This is a genomic window from Streptomyces sp. NRRL F-5126, assembly GCF_000721265.1.
Lineage (GTDB): Bacteria > Actinomycetota > Actinomycetes > Streptomycetales > Streptomycetaceae > Streptomyces.
Window position 1 is genome coordinate 191,840 of record NZ_JOFZ01000004.1, and the last position, 15,335, is coordinate 207,174.

Genomic DNA, 15,335 nt, shown 5'->3' on the forward strand with positions numbered 1-15,335 from the left:
GTCAGGAACGTAGGCTGCGCAGGCCAGCGCGGATTTCATTGACCAGGATTTCGGGCTGTTCCAGGGCGGCGAAGTGCCCGCCCTTGTCTGCCTCGCCGTAGTGGACCAGATTGCTGTAGGTGTCTTCGATCCAGCTTCGTGGCAGGCGGGGGACATCCTTCGGGAACACGGTCACCGCGACCGGAAGCGTCAGCCTGGGGCCGGCGAAACTGGCCGCCTTGTTCTCCCAGTAGATCCGTCCTGACGACGCCGCGCTGTTCGTGAACCAGTAGAGGGAGATCGCATCGAGCATGTCGTCCCTGCTGAGGGCGTCCTCGGCGAGTCCGTGGTTGTCGGTCTTGGACTGGAACTTCTCGTAGATCCAGGCTGCCTGACCAGCAGGGGAGTCCGCCAGGGCGAATCCCACCGTCTCCGGCTTCGTGCCCTGGAGGTGGTTCGAGCCCCCGAGTCCGCCGGTGTAGAGGGCGAGACTCTCCACGGCCTGGCGCTCTTCGGGCGACAAGGTGTCGGGAATCTGTGCGGGGAAGGCGAACTGGGTGTTCAGATGAATTCCCACAAGCCCCTCAGGTTCCATGGCGCCGAGGGCGGTGGTGACGGCGCCACCCCAATCACCGCCCTGCGCGGCCCACTTCGCGTAGCCGAGACGCCCCATCAGCTCCACCCACGCGCTCGCGATGCGGGACGCGTTCCACCCGGTCTCCGTGGGCTTCTGAGAGAACCCGAACCCGGGGAGTGAGGGGACGACGACGTCGAACGAATCGGCCGCTTCTCCTCCGTACGCGACCGGATCGGTCAGGGGGCCGATCAGCTTCAGGAAGTCGAGGATCGAGCCCGGCCATCCGTGCGTGAGCAGCAGCGGCATCGCGTCGGGGTTCTTGGACCTGACGTGGATGAAGTGGATGTCCAGCCCGTCGATCTCGGTCAGGAACTGGGGGAAGCGATTGAGCTCGGACGCGAGGCGCCGCCAGTCGTAGCCGCGCTCCCAGTACTCGACCAGGGCCCTGGCGTTCTCCACGCGAACCCCTTGCGACCAGTCGCCCACCGTCTCGGGATCCGGCCATCGCGTTCTGGCCAGCCGCTGCTTCACGTCGGCGATCTCCGCCTGCGGGATCGAGACGGTGAACGGGCGGACGGGGGCCGACGTCGGCGTCATCGGTGCGGTCATGGCCATCTCCTCTTGAGTAAGTTGCACACCCATGTGCAATCTACTGCGTTGCACATGGGTGTGCAACAATGGCGCCGTGCCTGCCGAGTCCCCCCGTACGCGCTCGATGAACGAGAAGCGCGACCGCATCCTCGACGTCGCCCTCGACGTGCTGGGGGAGAACCCCGACGCCGGAATGGGCGACATCGCCTCGGCCGCCGGCGTCGTCCGCCGCACGGTCTACGGGCACTTCCCCTCGCGCCTCGACCTGGTTCGTACGCTCACGGAACGGGCCGTCGCCGAGATGACGGCGGTGCTCACCGACGTCAACGCCTCCGAGGCGCGGGCGGATGCGGCGTGGGCTGCATTCGTCGCCCGCGTCTGGCCGGTGGCGCACCGGTACCGGGTGCTGCTGGCGCTGCGCCGTGGCGAGTACGGCGAGGCGATCCACGGCCTGCTCGGGCCGGTCGACGACCTCCTCGCCGACCTCGTGCGACGGGGCCAGGGCAGTGATGTGTTCGCGCAGCACCTCCCGGCGGGCATCCTGAGCCAGATCGCCTACGGCGTCGTGTTCGCCGTCGCGGACGGCGCCCGCTCGAACGGGGCTCTCGGCGCCCGGGCTGCGACGATCACGAGCCTGCTGATGCTGGGAGTGCCCGAGGCGCGCGCGATCGCTCTCGTGGACGGCCGGCGCTGACCCGCAGCGCCCAGCCAAGGGTGCCTGCCACTCGGCGATGCCGCTTGCGGACAGTCGACTCCCGGTGCTTTTCCACCTCTTGACGATCAGATGGGGACGCCCATAACGTCTTGAGACGCACCAGACGGCATAGCGTGACCGCTCGATTACCGGAGTTGGTTGGAGATGGCGGGAAAGAAGGCGATTCGCCGAGGGTGGCGAACAAGCGCGCCGACCGCCTGCCGCCTCGCCGTTCTCGCGATGTGCGGGCCGCGCACGTGACGCGCTCGGTGGTCTCCAACCGGCGAACCGGCCGCGACGGCGTCGCTGACAACGTTGTCGGAAGCGGTCGCGCGGCACGGTCACCGTTACTCATGCGCTGACCGGCCGTCCCCACCCACGTCACGGAGGATTCGTGCGCACCAAACGACCAAGACGCCGATTGGCCATGCTTCTGGCCGCGGGCCTCGGCCTCGCGGCATTCGCCGTGCCGCCGTCCGCCAGCGCGGCCGACGACGCCCCCGCGGGCCCGCACGGCCTCAAGGGCGAGTACTACACGCAATCCGCCCCAGGAGCCTTCGACTTCCACACGCTCAAGGCCACCGGGTTCGACCCGAACATCGACTTCGACAGCCTGGAGTCCAGGCTGCAGACGGCCACCGGCCAGTCCGACGACGACACCGTCCGCTGGACGGGCGAGGTCGTCCCGGAGAAGTCCGGCGCGACGACGTTCTCCATCACCGGCGACAACGGCTTCCGGCTCTGGGTCGACGGCAAGCTCGCCATCGACCACTGGGTCGACGACTGGGACAACGAGCAGACCTCGCAGCCCGTCAACCTGACGGCGGGCAAGGCCTACGACATCAAGGTCGAGTACTTCGAGCACTTCGGCGGCTCCAACCTCCACCTGCGGTGGACCGAGCCCGGTGAGGCCAAGGAGGCCATACCCTCCTCCGCCTTCCGCCTGCCTCCCGACTGGCACTACGACGGCGCGATCTCCACGTCCGTCCTCAAGGACGGCCGCACCCTCAAGCTGGACTTCGCCCAGGCCCTCGCGGCCCCGCCGGCCGGCCTCCTCGACCACTTGCAGGCCGTCATCGGCGGTGCCAAGTGGCCGCTGAGCACGGTGAAGGCCGACCCGGCCGACCCGCGCTCCCTCCTCGTCGGACTCAAGGAGCCGGTCGTCGGCAAGAAGGGCGGCGGCGCCTCCGGGCAGGCCGACGTCACCTACGACGGCGAAGGCGGCCTGACCGGCGCCGACGGCACGGCGGTCGGCCACTTCTGGAGCAGCGGCCCGAACGGGTCCGAGTACGAGCTGTCCACCAAGTGGGCGGCCGACGTCAGCCCGTCCAATGCCCACCCCGAGTACCCCAGGCCCCAGCTCACCCGCGGCGCCTGGCAGAACCTCAACGGCGAGTGGCAGTTCTCCGCGGCCAAGGCGGGCGAGCAGCCGCCGGTCGGCAAGCGCCTCGACGACAAGATCCTCGTGCCGTACCCGGTGGAGTCGCAGCTCTCCGGCGTGGAGAAGCACGAGGACCGCATGTGGTACCGCCGGACCTTCACCGTGCCGAGGAGCTGGCACGTCAGCAAGGCCCACGGCAAGCGCCTCGAATTGAACTTCGGCGCCGTGGACTGGCAGGCCGAGGTGTACGTCAACGGCCACAAGGTCGCCGAACACAAGGGCGGCTACGACAAGTTCAGCGCGGACATCACCGACGCGCTGAAGCCCGGACGCACCCAGGAGCTGATCGTCGGCGTCTACGACCCGACCGACGAGGCCGGCGGTCCCGACCAGCCGGTGGGCAAGCAGCGCACCGACCCGAGCGGCATCTGGTACACGCCGTCCTCCGGCATCTGGCAGACGGTGTGGATGGAGCCGGTGGCCGCGGACCACGTCGGATCGCTGAAGATCACCCCGGACGTCAAGGACGGCCGGGCCACGGTCGAGGCCGAGGGCGTGCGCGACGGCGTGCCGATCACGGCGACGGCGTACAACGGCAAGCGCCCGGTCGCGACGGCCCGCGGGCGCACCGGCGAACCGCTGACCCTGAAGATCAACAAGGCGCATCTGTGGTCGCCCGACGACCCGTTCCTGTACAACCTCAAGGTGCGCGTCGGGCACGACCGTGTCGGCAGCTACTTCGGTATGCGCTCCATCGCCGTCAAGAACGTGAACGGCACGCCGCGCACGATGCTCAACGGCAAGCCCATCTTCATGATGGCCACGCTCGACCAGGGCTTCTGGCCCGACGGCCTGTACACGGCGCCGACGGACGACGCCCTGGCCTACGACCTGAAGATGCACAAGGCGATGGGCTTCAACTCGGTGCGCAAGCACATCAAGGTGGAACCCGACCGCTGGTTCTACTGGGCGGACAAGCTCGGCCTGCTCGTCTGGCAGGACATGCCGGCCATGAGCAGGACGCCCGACACGGCCGCGCAGCGCACCGAGTACGAGCACGAGATGAAGCAGATGATCGACCAGCACATCAGCCACCCCTCGGTCATCATGTGGGTCACGTTCAACGAGGGCTGGGGCCAGTACGACGTCGGCCGCATCGCCCAGCAGGCCAAGTCGTGGGACCCCACCCGCCTCGTCAACAACATGTCCGGCGTCAACCTGGGCACGGACGGCGGGGCCGGCGACATCATCGACGAACACGGCTACCCGAGCCCGGCACTGCCGCCGAGCCCTGACGGCAAGCGCGCTCTGGTCAGCGGTGAGTACGGCGGGCTCGGACTCGCCGTGCCCGGGCACTCCTGGGCCGTCCAGCAGTCGTACGTGGACGTCGACTCGGCCGCCTACACGGACGACTACCTGGAGAAGCTCGGCGAGGTGCGCAAGCTGGCCTGCCAGGGCGACAACGGAGCCGTGTACACGCAGATCACGGACGTCGAGGGCGAGCTCAACGGCCTGATGACGTACGACAGGAAGGTCGTCAAGCCGGACGTGAAGCGGGTGAGGGCGGCGCAGCAGGCGCTGATCCGCGACGCGTCGCAGCCGACCGTGGCCGGCTGCCCCGCCGGCTGAGGCAGTACCGCACGGCACGCTCCGGGCCCCCGCGCGGCACCACCGCGCGGGGGCCCGGAGTCGTCCTCGGCACCATCCCATCCGGTCCAACCAGTTGACCAGTCGGCTCCGTGGGTCCACCATGACGGCCATGCCCCAGCCACCCATACGGCGCGAGGCCGTCTCCGACCAGGTCTACGCACGCCTGCGCGACAGGATCGTCGGCGGCGAGCTGCCGCCGGGCTCCGCGCTCACCGCCGAACGCGACCTGGCTGCCGAGTTCCAGGTGAACCGGCACGCCGTCCGCGAGGCCGTCAAACGTCTCCAGCAGGCACGCCTTGTCGAGGTCAGCCAGGGCGGCAGGACACTCGTCCTCGACTGGCGCCGCACCGCGGGGCTCGACCTCGCGGTGGGCATCGCCGCCATCGGCGCGGGCCCCACCCCCGCCGAACTCGTACGCGACGCGATGGAGATGCGCGCGTGCATCGGCGCGGACGCCGCCCGCCTGTGCGCGACGAGATGCCCGGAACCCGTCGCCGCCGCGATCGTCGAGACCGCGGGCCGCTACGCGAACGCGGGCCCCGACCTGCCGGAGCTCGACACCGCCGACGTGGCCTGGTGGCGGCTGATCGTCGAGGGCTCGGGCAACCTCGCCTACCTGCTGGCGTTCAACAGCCTGGTGGGCGGCGCCATCCCGGCCGCCGACGTCCCCGAGGACCTGCGCACCGCCGAACTCCTCGACGTGGACGCCCACGTGCGCCTCGCCGGACACATCGCCGCGCGCGAGGCCGCGGCCGCCGAGCGCCTGGCGCGTGAACTCCTGACCCGCAGTGTGCCCGCGGCAACCGCCAAGGAGGTGCGGTGACATGATCCCTGCCGTGATCTACGCCATACCCGCGTTCGTGCTGCTCGTGGTGGTGGAGGCGCTCTCGTACCGCTTCCTGCCGGACGACGACGAGCGCGGCTACGAGGTGCGCGACACCGCGACCAGCCTGTCCATGGGCGCGGGCAGCCAGGTCATCGGCGTGCCGTGGAAGGCCGTGACGGTCGTCCTGTACGCGGGCCTGTACGCCGTCTCCCCGTGGCACCTGCCGGCCTCCAGCGGCTGGACGTGGCTGCTGCTGTTCTTCGCGGACGACCTCGCGTACTACGTCTTCCACCGCGCACACCACCGGGTGCGCGTGCTGTGGGCGAGCCACGTGGCCCACCACTCAAGCGTCCACTACAACCTCTCGACGGCGCTGCGGCAGAGCTGGACACCGATGACCACACTGCCGTTCTGGCTGCCCCTGGCGCTGGCCGGCCTGCCGCCCTGGATGATCCTGCTCCAGCAGTCCATCAGCCTCGGCTACCAGTTCTTCCTGCACACCGAACGCGTCGACAAGCTGTGGCGGCCCGTCGAGCTGCTGTTCAACACACCGTCACACCACCGCGTGCACCACGGCTCGAACAACGTCTACCTGGACCGCAACTACGGCGGCATCCTCATCATCTGGGACCGGCTCCTGCGTACCTTCGAACCCGAGGGCGAGCGCGTCGTGTACGGGCTGACGAAGAACATCGCCACGTACAACCCGCTGCGCGTGGCGTTCCACGAGTACGCGGCGGCCTGGCACGACGTACGCTCCGCACGGCGCTGGCGCGACCGCGTCGGCTACCTCTTCCGCCCGCCGGGCTGGGCGCCGGGCGCGGAGGGCTGACACGCCCCCGCGCCCGCGACGCCCGGCCCGTACCGCTCAGTGCTCCTGCGCGGTCGGGCGGACCATGATCTCGTTCACGGCGGCGTGCGGCGGCTGCTCCACCATGAACAGCACCGACCGTGCCACGTCCGCCGGCGCCAGCCACTTCTCCCGCGGCATGGCGCCGCCGGCCGACGACTGCCCGCCCGCCGTCATCTCCGTGCGCACCATGCCGGGCTCCACGATGCCGACGCGCACCCCACGGCCGGTCACCTCGGCGCGCAGCGCCTCGGTGAACGACCCCACCGCGTGCTTCGTCGCCGAGTACACGCTGTTGTGCGGCCGGGGGATGCGCCCGGCCACCGAACCGGTCGTCACCAGGTCGGCGACGCCGCGCGGGCCGCCCGCCGCCGCACTCAGCAGATGCGGCAGGGCACAGCGGGACAGGTGCAGCACGGCCCTGACATTGACGTCCACCATCCTGTCCCAGTCCTCCGGATCGCTGTCCTCGACATCTGCACGCACGCCGTAGCCCGCGTTGTTGACGAGGATGTCGAGCCGCCCGAACCGCCCGGCCACCTCATCCACCACGGCCCGCGCCGACTCCGCCCCGCTCAGCTCGGCGGGCACCGCGAACGCCGTGCCACCCTCCTCCTCGATCCGTCCCGTGAGGTCCTTGAGACGGTCCGCCCGCCGCGCGACCAGGGCGACCGCCCCGCCCCGCCGGGCGATCCCCAGCGCCACCTCCGCGCCGATGCCGCTCGAAGCCCCTGTCACCAGGGACACGGTCCCGGACAGCGGCAGTTCACGGGACGCATCTGGACTCGTCGGCATGGAGGCTTCCTCTCGCGCTCACGGAGCCGCCCGCCCTGTCCGGCACGCGGCGCTCACCGCCGACACGTACCCGCCACGGACCCCGAGATCACTTCCGCACCGGGGGCGGAGCGCGGACAATGGAGTGTGACGTCATTCTCGGAGCTGCACCGCCAGGACGATCTGCCCTTTCTCCTCCCCAACGCCTGGGACTTCTCCTCCGCCCTCGCTCTCGCAGGCGCCGGGTTCCCCGCCGTCGGCACGACGAGCTTCGGCGTGGCCGCCGCGTCCGGCAGGCCCGACGGCGGCCGGGCGAGCCGGGAGGCGACTCTCGGCCTCGTTCGCGGGCTGTCCCGCCTCCCGGTCCACATCAGCGCGGACGTCGAGGACGGCTATGACGACGACCCCGAGCAGGTCGCCGCCTACGTCGAGGCACTCGGCGCCGCCGGGGTCAACATCGAGGACAGCACGGACGAGCGGCTCGCCGACCCCCGTTCCCATGCCGCCAAGGTCGCCGCCGTCAAACGCCGCAGTCCCGAGGTGTTCGTCAACGCGAGGGTCGACACCTACTGGCTCGGCGAGGACGCCGACGTCCGCTCGACGCTGCGCCGTGCGGAGCACTATGTGGAGGCCGGGGCCGACGGGATCTTCGTGCCCGGGGCGAGCGAGCCGGACGAGCTCAGGGAACTCGCGTCCGCCATCCCCGTGCCACTCAACGTCCTCGTCGTGCCCGGCCTTTCGCGAGCGGACCTCGGCCGCCTCGGGGTCCGCCGCGTCAGCACGGGGTCGCTGCCGTATCGCGCGGCCGTCGACGCGGCCGTCCGCGTGGCCGAGAGCGTCCGCGACGGCCTGCCCGTGCCCGCCGCCACCACCTACCGCGCGATGCAGGCGCGCCTCACGTCACCTCACCCGGTCAGCAGGGACTGCGGGATGTAGATCGGCATGGAGTCCTCCCACTGGCTGTCGGTGAGCATCCGCTTGTCCGAGCCGTCCGCCTTCATGCTGAAGATCTGGCCGTACGGCTGGAAGGTGTTGTCGTACAGCGCGGCCTCCTCGCGAAAGCCGTACATCCCGCTGTTGTAGAGGACGCGCCCGTCGGAGGCCCACACGGCGTGGCCGTCGTTGGCGCCGCTGCTCGTCAGGACGGCGAGCCCGGTGCCGTCGGGCCTGATGGTGCAGACGTCGAAGTTGGTGGCGCTCGTTCTGCGGGTGAAGAGGATGAGCTTGCCGTCGGGCGACCAGTCGGGCAGGTTGTCGGACTCGGTGGTGAGGACGGTCGTGGTCCTCTTCCGCAGGTCGAGGACGCGCAGGCCGTTGTCCTCCCCCCACACGCGGTAGACGATCCGGTTGCCGTCCTCGGAGAAGCTCGGGAAGCCGGCGTTGACCGTGCCGTCGGTGAGCGCCTCGTACGACGAGCCGTCGGCGGCCACGCGGTAGATGGCGGCGGTGGACACCGCGCGCTCCTGGAACCAGCCGCCCAGGCCGAACGCGATCCACTTGCCGTCGTTCGACCAGCTGGGACGGAACGCGCCGGCCAGTCCCTGTGCGACCAGCGTCTGGTCGAGGTCGGTGTTCGCGGTGTTGAGGACGACCTTCTGCCGCGAGCCGTCCGGCCTCATGGTGACGATCGACGAGTTGCCGAGCTGCTTGTCCGTGATCGCGAGGAGCCCCTGGCGCGACAGGACGGGGAACACGTCGCAGAAGCGGTAGTCCCAGTCCGGGTCCCAGCTGTACAGCGGCGCGTCCAGCTTGCGCGTCGTGAAGTCGACCTTCTCGTAGATCACCGACTTGCCGTCCGGCGACCAGACCGGCGAGCGCAGCGACGACCGCTTGACGGCCGGCAGCGTGCCCGACACGTAGGCAAGGCCCTCGTCGGGACCGCCCTTGACCAGGTAGCCGATCTCGGTGCCGCTCAGGAACTGGGGAGCGACCTTCAGACCGGCTCCCGACGTGTGCTCGGTGCGCGCGCCGGTGGCGACGTCGACCGAGACGATCTGGGACTCGACGATGCCGATGTCCTCCGGGCGGTGGGCACCCCACGTCGCTTCCACCGTGAGCTCGTAGAAGACGATCCTGGAGCCGTCGGGCGACCACTTCGGGGAGCCCTGGCAGTACCCGTCCCGGGTCGCCACCCGGCGGAAGCCGGTGCCGTCGGGCCGTATGACGTAGATGCTCAGCTCCTGGGTGTGCTCCCAGCCCTTGCCGTTGTCGTGGCCTCGCCAGGCCGTGTCGCGGTCGCTGGAGAAGGCCAGCCACTGGCCGTCGGGCGACCAGGACGGGCGGAAGTGGCCGTCGGGGCTCGCGGGATCGCCCGCGAGCGCGGCGGTGCCCGTCAGGTTGGTGAGCTTCTGTGTGCGCAGGTCGAGCAGCCAGATCTGGGTGAGGTGGTCGTCGCTGTTCGTGGACACGAAGGCCACCGTCGTCCCGTCGGGCGAGGGGACGGCGCAGTCGGCCATCGACGCGCCGGCCACCAGGGGGCGGACGCCGGTTCCGTCGATGCCGACCCGGTAGAGGCAGGAGTTGCCGTCGCCGGTGCGCTCCGACGTGAAGAACACCGAGCGGCCGTCGGCGGAGAAGGCGGCGTGGTGGTCGAACGCGGCCTCGCGCAGCAGGGCACGCTCGTTCGAGCCGTCGGCGTCGGAGACGTACAGGGTCGACGACGACGGTGCGATGCGGTTCATCAGCATCACACCCTTCTTGCCGTGTGCGGCGGCCGCCACGGCGAAGGACTTGGGCAGGAGCGCGGTGCCCGCGGCACCCGCGCCGGCCGCCAGGAACACCCGGCGCTTCATCTCGAATGACATCGCTGTACCAGATCCCTTCGTCGGGGGATTGTCCAACAAGGTGCGCGAGACGCTAACACTCTTGAAATCGACTCTCAATAGTTCACGCGCTTTACGAGGTCAGAGCGTCAATTATTGTCAGACAATGCTGCTCGCATCTTCGTGGAAGTGGCCGACGGGAGTGTGGGTGGCGGCCGACTCGGCGGTGTGGCGGGCGCTGAGCGTGGTCCTCGGCGATCCTGTGAGCGCTCTGTCAGAATTTTGTCCAACAAGCTGACCAGGACTGGGAGGTGAGGATCTCCATCGCATCGCATTTTTCGTGCACACTTCTTGTGGAGGCGATTTCCCGGTGTTACGGTCGCTCGCAAGTTGTTGGACAATCTAACCGACAGGGCTACTCGAACGCCGCGGGCGCGAGTGCCGCATCGCCTCACCCGTAGCCGGTCAAGGAGACGCAGTTGTCGACCAACCAGCGTGATCCAAGCGCGGAGGCACTCCGCTTCGACAACGTCACCCTGGAGTTCCCGGGGTCGCACCAACCCGCCATCCAGGACGTCACGTTCCGGGTCGCGCGGCGCAAGCTCGTCGCCGTGATCGGGCCGAGTGGATGCGGCAAGAGCACCATCCTCAACCTGGCCGCGGGGCTGCTGTCGCCGACCCGGGGCCAGGTGCACTTCGACGGAGAGCGTGTCACCGCCGTCAATTCCTCGGCGGCGTACGTCACCCAGCAGTCGCACCTGCTGCCCTGGCTCAGCGTCAAGGCGAACATCGGCCTGGCCCTGAAGTTCCGCAAGGTGCCCAAGGACGAGCGCGACGAGCGTGTCGCCCACTGGGTCAAGGTGGTCGGCCTCACGGGCTTCGAGGACCACTACCCCAGGGAGCTCTCCGGCGGTATGCAGAAGCGGTGTGCGATCGCGCGTGCCCTGATCTACGACCCGTCCATCGTGCTCATGGACGAGCCGTTCGGGCCGCTCGACGCCATCACACGCCTCAAGCTCCAGCAGGACCTGCTCAATCTGTGGCAGGAGCAGGAAGGCACGCTGGTCTTCGTCACCCACGACCTCAACGAGGCGATCTACCTCGCCGACGAGGTGGTCGTGATGTCCAAGGGGCCGGGCACGGTGACACGTGTTCTGCGGGTCCCCTTCGAGCGGCCGCGCAGCATCGGCTCCCTTGTCGACTCGCACGAGTTCTCCGAGATCTACAACGAGCTCTGGAGTGTGTTCAAGTCCGAGATCGACCTGTCAGGCGCCTCCGCAGGGGCGAGGTGAGGCGGCCATGACGGGACTGCGGCACCGCCCGAGCGCGCCCACACGCCGGCCCGAGGTGTGGACACCGGAACTGCTGGAGAAGGTCGAATGGCGCAGGCGCGCGGCGGCGGAGCCCTTCCGCGGCCTCGCCACGGCGCAGGGCACGCGGCCCGACCTGTTCCCGCTGCGGAGCACCGGCGTCGACGTCCGCGGGGTACGCACCGCGGCCGAGGAGTACCTGGCCACCCTCGACCCCGGTCAACTCGCCGAGGGCCGGCTTGGCATGGAGGACGAGACCTGGCGGCACTGGGCGAACGGCGCACGCTACTTCCTGCGGCACGGCCTGTGCCTGGAGGAGTTCGACGAGCACAGGCGCCGCCTGGCACTCGACATCGTGCGCCGAAGCCTCAGCGAGGCCGGCTTCCGCCAGGTCACCGACCTGATGCGGCTCAACCTGACGATTGGCGAACTGCGCGGCGAGACCGATCTGCTGAACGAGTGGCTGTACTGGTTCACCGTCTACGGGGAGCCCGAGCGAGGCCGCCCGTGGGGCTGGCAGCTCGACGGGCACCACGTCAACGTCAACTGCGTGTTCGTGGGCGACCAGATGACCCTCACACCGACGTTCCTCGGCGCCGAGCCCGTCGTCGCCGAATCCGGTAAGTACGCCGGCACCACCGTGTTCCGGCGCGAGGAGTCCGTGGGCCAGGAGCTGTTCGCGAGCCTCGACGGGCGCCGGCGCGGCCTGGCGACGATCGCCGAGACGATGCCGCCCGACCTGTTCGCCGGCGCCTTCCGCGACAACTTCGAACTCAACTACGAGGGCCTGCCGTTCGGTGCGCTGACCCCCGGCCAGCACGCACTCGCCTCGGAGCTGCTCGGCCTGTACGTCGGCCGCGCAGGCGACGGACACGCCCGGGTACGGACGGACGAGGTGTTCGCCCACGCAGCGGAGACCTACTTCGGCTGGATCGGCGACCCGGACGGGGTCTTCTACTACCGCGTGCACAGCCCGGTCATCCTCATCGAGTTCGAGCACCAGGCCGGTGTGATGTTCGACAACGACGTACCGACCCGGCGCCACATCCACACCGTCGTCCGCACACCGAACGGCAACGACTACGGGGTCGACCTGCTGCGCCGCCACCACGAGCGCCACCACCGGCACACGGCGGCCGACCACGCACACGAGGCATGAACAACGGCATGACGAGCGAGTCGAGCACCCCCGGGCCGAGCACCCCCACCACCCGGTACAGCCATGCCTACGACCAGCTGCGCTCGCTGCTGCTATCGGGCAGCATCGCACCCAACACGCGGCTCACGGAGGCCGATCTGACCCGGAGGTTCAACGTCTCACGGTCCACGGTGCGTGCGGTCCTCGTGCACCTGACCCAGGAGGGCTACGTCACCAGCGAGGTCAACCGCGGTGTCAGGACGAGGAGTTTCACACCGGAGGAGGCGACCGACATCCTCGAAGCCCGCGAGACCCTCGAGTCCGCGCTCGCGGGCAAGGCCGCCGAGCGGGCCACCGAGGACGAGATACGCGAACTGCGCGCCACACTCCACGGCATGGCACGCGCCCAGGCGCACGGCGACCAGGCCGCGTACTCGCGGGGCAACCGCCGCTTCCACCAGCAGGTGAAGGCGGCGGCACACCAGGAGACACTGGCACGCGCCTATGCCACCCTCCTGTATCCCCTGGTGATGCGCCAGTACCGCAACGTCTCCGCACCCCACCCGAGGACCGGCTCGTACGAGGAACACCAGGCCATCCTGCTCGCCATCGTCACGCGCAACCCGGCCGCGGCCACGGCCGCGATGCGCCACCACGTCGCCACCGCCAGGTACGCACTCGTACTCGGGCAGTGACACGGCGGTTCCTTCCCCGCTTGGCACGCACACCGCACGCATACCTACAGGAGACCCGATGACACACCACGACCCGCACCGCACGAGAGACGGACGCGCACGCAGGCCGCTCGCGCACGGTGGCCACCGGCTCCTCGCACTGGCGACGGTCACCGCGCTCGGATCCGTCCTGCTGAGCGCGTGCGGCGACGACTCCTCCGCGAGCAGCAGCGCGAGCGGTGGCGGGACCACGACGGTCACCGTCGGGATCTCGGGCAACATCTTCGACATGTCCATACGCGTCGCCGACGCCAAGGGCTACTTCCGCAAGGCGGGGCTGAAGGTCAAGTACGTGACGCTCACCGCGGCGACCGGCGCATCGGCCCTCCAGTCGGGCTCGGTGCAGTTCCTCAACGACAGCCCGACCAACTTCCTGTCCGCCGTCGGCAAGGGCCTGCCCGAGCTGGCGATCGGTGAGAACGGGGGAGGCAATCCGCTCGGCCTCATCGTCAGCACGAAGTTCGCCAAGGCGCACGGGCTGACCGCCGGCACCCCCGCGTCACAGGTGGCCAAGGCGCTGAAGGGCTCAACCGGCGGCGCCAGTTCAGCCAACACGAAGGCAGAGGCGGAGATCTTCCTCGACCAGTACCACGCCAAGCCCGGCAAGTGGGTGTCGCTGCCCAGCCCGGCCGCGGACAAGACCTCGCTCAAGAGCAACCAGATCGACTGGTTCGTCACCTCCGAGCCGGTGCCGCTTGAGGTGCAAAACAGCGGGGACGGCGTCGTAGTGGCGGACCCGGTGAAGGTCCCCGCGTGGTCCGCGAAAGAGGCCGGCTACGGGCAGTTCGTGGTGACGACCAAGGACTACGCGGCCAAGAACCCCGCCGTCACCAAGAAGTTCGCGACGGCGGTCCAGCAGGCGACGAACTACATGCGCGGGCACCTGGACGACGCGTCCGTGCAGCAAGTCGCGAGCCAGGCACTGGCCGGCGTGCCGGCTCCGGTCATCAAGGCCAGCCTCCCGCAGGTCGACTGGCCGAAGTCCGACGAGATGGACACCGCCGGCTGGAACAAGACGCTGGCCTTCGTCGACAAGCTGGGGGCGCTCTCCGGCAAGGCGAGGGTCTCGTCCGACGACTGGACCAACACCTACCTGCCGGGCGGATCGGCGTGACGCAGCCGGCGAGAGCGGACAAGGAGCAGACGATGGTGACTGCTGCCGGCGACACGGTGAGCAAGACCCGAGAGAACGGCGAGAACGGAAAGGCCGGCGCCGGTATCGGCGGCCAGGGCGACCCCGGCCGCAAGCGCGGCAACTGGCGGGGCGGCGCGATGGTGGTGTCCCTGCGCCTCGCGGTGATCGCGCTGGCCCTGGTCCTCTGGCAGATGATGAGTGGGCCCGTCATCCCTCGGTTCGCGGTCAGCAGGCCCACCGACGTGGCGCGGGCCCTGTGGAAGCTGCTCGGCTCGGCGACCGGATGGACCGACATCAGGGCGACGGCGTTCGAGGTGGTGGTCGGCTTCGCCATCGGCGTGGCGATCGGGCTCGTGATGGGTCTCGTGCTGGGCTCCTTCCCCCTGGCAGGGCGCGTGATGGAGCCGCTGGTCGCGGCCGTCAACGGCATACCCAAGATCGCGCTCGCGCCGCTGTTCGTGCTGTTCTTCGGCATCGGCGCCTGGTCGAAGGTGTACATAGCCGCCGCGGGTGTGGCCTTCGTGGTCTTCTACAACATCTACCTCGGCCTGCGGCTGAGGGAGCGCGAACTCGTCGAGATCATCGAGGTGATGGGCGGCCGCAAACACCATGTGCTCAGCTACGTGACGGTGCCCACCCTGGCCGCGCCCTTCTTCGCCGCGCTCAAGACCGGCGGGCCGCTGGCCATCCTCGGCGTCATCGGCGGGGAGTTCATCGCCTCGTCCGAGGGCGTCGGACACGAACTGTTCACGTCGGCCATGAACCTCGACGCCCCCACCGAGTTCGCCGGCCTGATCGTCCTGGTGATCATGACACTGATCCTCAACGGCCTGCTGACCCAGCTCGACAAGTACGCACTCAGGCGCCTGGGCCTCGCGAACCGGCGCTCGGCCCCGCGTCGTCCCTGACACGGCCCGCGCCGGGCGCCGGTGCC

At 69.5% G+C, this 15,335-nt stretch carries 13 protein-coding genes; 10 read left to right on the forward strand and 3 right to left on the reverse strand.

Features of this window, described 5'->3' with window-relative positions; translation table 11 throughout:
- Window position 1: 1 nt before the first annotated feature.
- A complete protein-coding gene (locus IH48_RS0109300) occupies window positions 2-1,165 on the reverse strand; it encodes an epoxide hydrolase family protein (RefSeq protein WP_030901676.1) in 1,164 nt (387 codons plus the stop codon).
- A 76-nt stretch (window positions 1,166-1,241) separates the two neighbouring features.
- On the opposite strand from IH48_RS0109300, the gene IH48_RS0109305 reads away from it, so the two are divergent.
- The 4 genes from IH48_RS0109305 (at window position 1,242) to IH48_RS0109320 (ending at window position 6,530) form a co-directional block, all read left to right on the forward strand.
- On the forward strand, window positions 1,242-1,841 hold the full coding sequence (locus tag IH48_RS0109305; RefSeq protein WP_199809919.1) for a TetR/AcrR family transcriptional regulator: 600 nt from the start codon (window positions 1,242-1,244) through the stop codon (window positions 1,839-1,841).
- Window positions 1,842-2,235: 394 nt separating this feature from the next.
- Window positions 2,236-4,851 carry a glycoside hydrolase family 2 gene (locus IH48_RS0109310; RefSeq protein ID WP_030901682.1) on the forward strand — a complete coding sequence of 872 codons (2,616 nt, stop codon included), beginning with the start codon at window positions 2,236-2,238 and terminating at the stop codon, window positions 4,849-4,851.
- Between the two features lie 130 nt (window positions 4,852-4,981).
- Window positions 4,982-5,695 carry a FadR/GntR family transcriptional regulator gene (locus IH48_RS0109315; RefSeq protein ID WP_030901686.1) on the forward strand — a complete coding sequence of 238 codons (714 nt, stop codon included), beginning with the start codon at window positions 4,982-4,984 and terminating at the stop codon, window positions 5,693-5,695.
- Window position 5,696: 1 nt separating this feature from the next.
- Complete coding sequence (locus IH48_RS0109320; RefSeq protein ID WP_030901688.1) at window positions 5,697-6,530, forward strand: sterol desaturase family protein; 834 nt, start codon at window positions 5,697-5,699, stop codon at window positions 6,528-6,530.
- A gap of 36 nt (window positions 6,531-6,566) precedes the next feature.
- Here IH48_RS0109320 and IH48_RS0109325 read toward each other — a convergent pair whose 3' ends face one another.
- Window positions 6,567-7,343, reverse strand: a complete 777-nt coding sequence (locus IH48_RS0109325; RefSeq protein WP_051839449.1) for an SDR family oxidoreductase — start codon at window positions 7,341-7,343, stop codon at window positions 6,567-6,569.
- Window positions 7,344-7,469: 126 nt separating this feature from the next.
- Between IH48_RS0109325 and IH48_RS0109330 the strand changes: the two genes are divergently transcribed.
- Entirely contained in the window at window positions 7,470-8,258 is a 789-nt protein-coding gene (locus IH48_RS0109330; RefSeq protein WP_051839451.1) for an isocitrate lyase/PEP mutase family protein, read from the forward strand.
- On the opposite strand, the gene IH48_RS0109335 is transcribed toward IH48_RS0109330, so the two are convergent.
- Window positions 8,228-10,126 (reverse strand): PD40 domain-containing protein, encoded by a 1,899-nt coding sequence (locus tag IH48_RS0109335; RefSeq protein ID WP_199809920.1) that lies wholly within the window; start codon window positions 10,124-10,126, stop codon window positions 8,228-8,230. The genes IH48_RS0109330 and IH48_RS0109335 overlap by 31 nt on opposite strands.
- 437 nt (window positions 10,127-10,563) lie before the next feature.
- Here IH48_RS0109335 and IH48_RS0109340 point away from each other — a divergent pair, with 437 nt between their 5' ends.
- From IH48_RS0109340 to IH48_RS0109360, 5 genes are read left to right on the forward strand one after another with little or no spacing between them, the layout of a single operon-like run.
- Window positions 10,564-11,376, forward strand: a complete 813-nt coding sequence (locus IH48_RS0109340; protein WP_030901699.1) for an ABC transporter ATP-binding protein — start codon at window positions 10,564-10,566, stop codon at window positions 11,374-11,376.
- 7 nt (window positions 11,377-11,383) lie between these two features.
- Window positions 11,384-12,553 carry a DUF3500 domain-containing protein gene (locus IH48_RS0109345; RefSeq protein WP_051839453.1) on the forward strand — a complete coding sequence of 390 codons (1,170 nt, stop codon included), beginning with the start codon at window positions 11,384-11,386 and terminating at the stop codon, window positions 12,551-12,553.
- The gene (locus IH48_RS0109350) at window positions 12,550-13,227 is read left to right on the forward strand and encodes a GntR family transcriptional regulator (RefSeq protein WP_234434187.1); all 678 of its coding nucleotides are present in this window, start codon (window positions 12,550-12,552) and stop codon (window positions 13,225-13,227) included. The genes IH48_RS0109345 and IH48_RS0109350 overlap by 4 nt, the downstream gene beginning before the upstream one ends.
- Window positions 13,228-13,285: 58 nt before the next feature.
- Window positions 13,286-14,380 (forward strand): ABC transporter substrate-binding protein, encoded by a 1,095-nt coding sequence (locus IH48_RS0109355; RefSeq protein WP_078849584.1) that lies wholly within the window; start codon window positions 13,286-13,288, stop codon window positions 14,378-14,380.
- Between the two features lie 32 nt (window positions 14,381-14,412).
- Window positions 14,413-15,309 carry an ABC transporter permease gene (locus tag IH48_RS0109360; RefSeq protein WP_078849585.1) on the forward strand — a complete coding sequence of 299 codons (897 nt, stop codon included), beginning with the start codon at window positions 14,413-14,415 and terminating at the stop codon, window positions 15,307-15,309.
- Window positions 15,310-15,335: the final 26 nt, after the last annotated feature.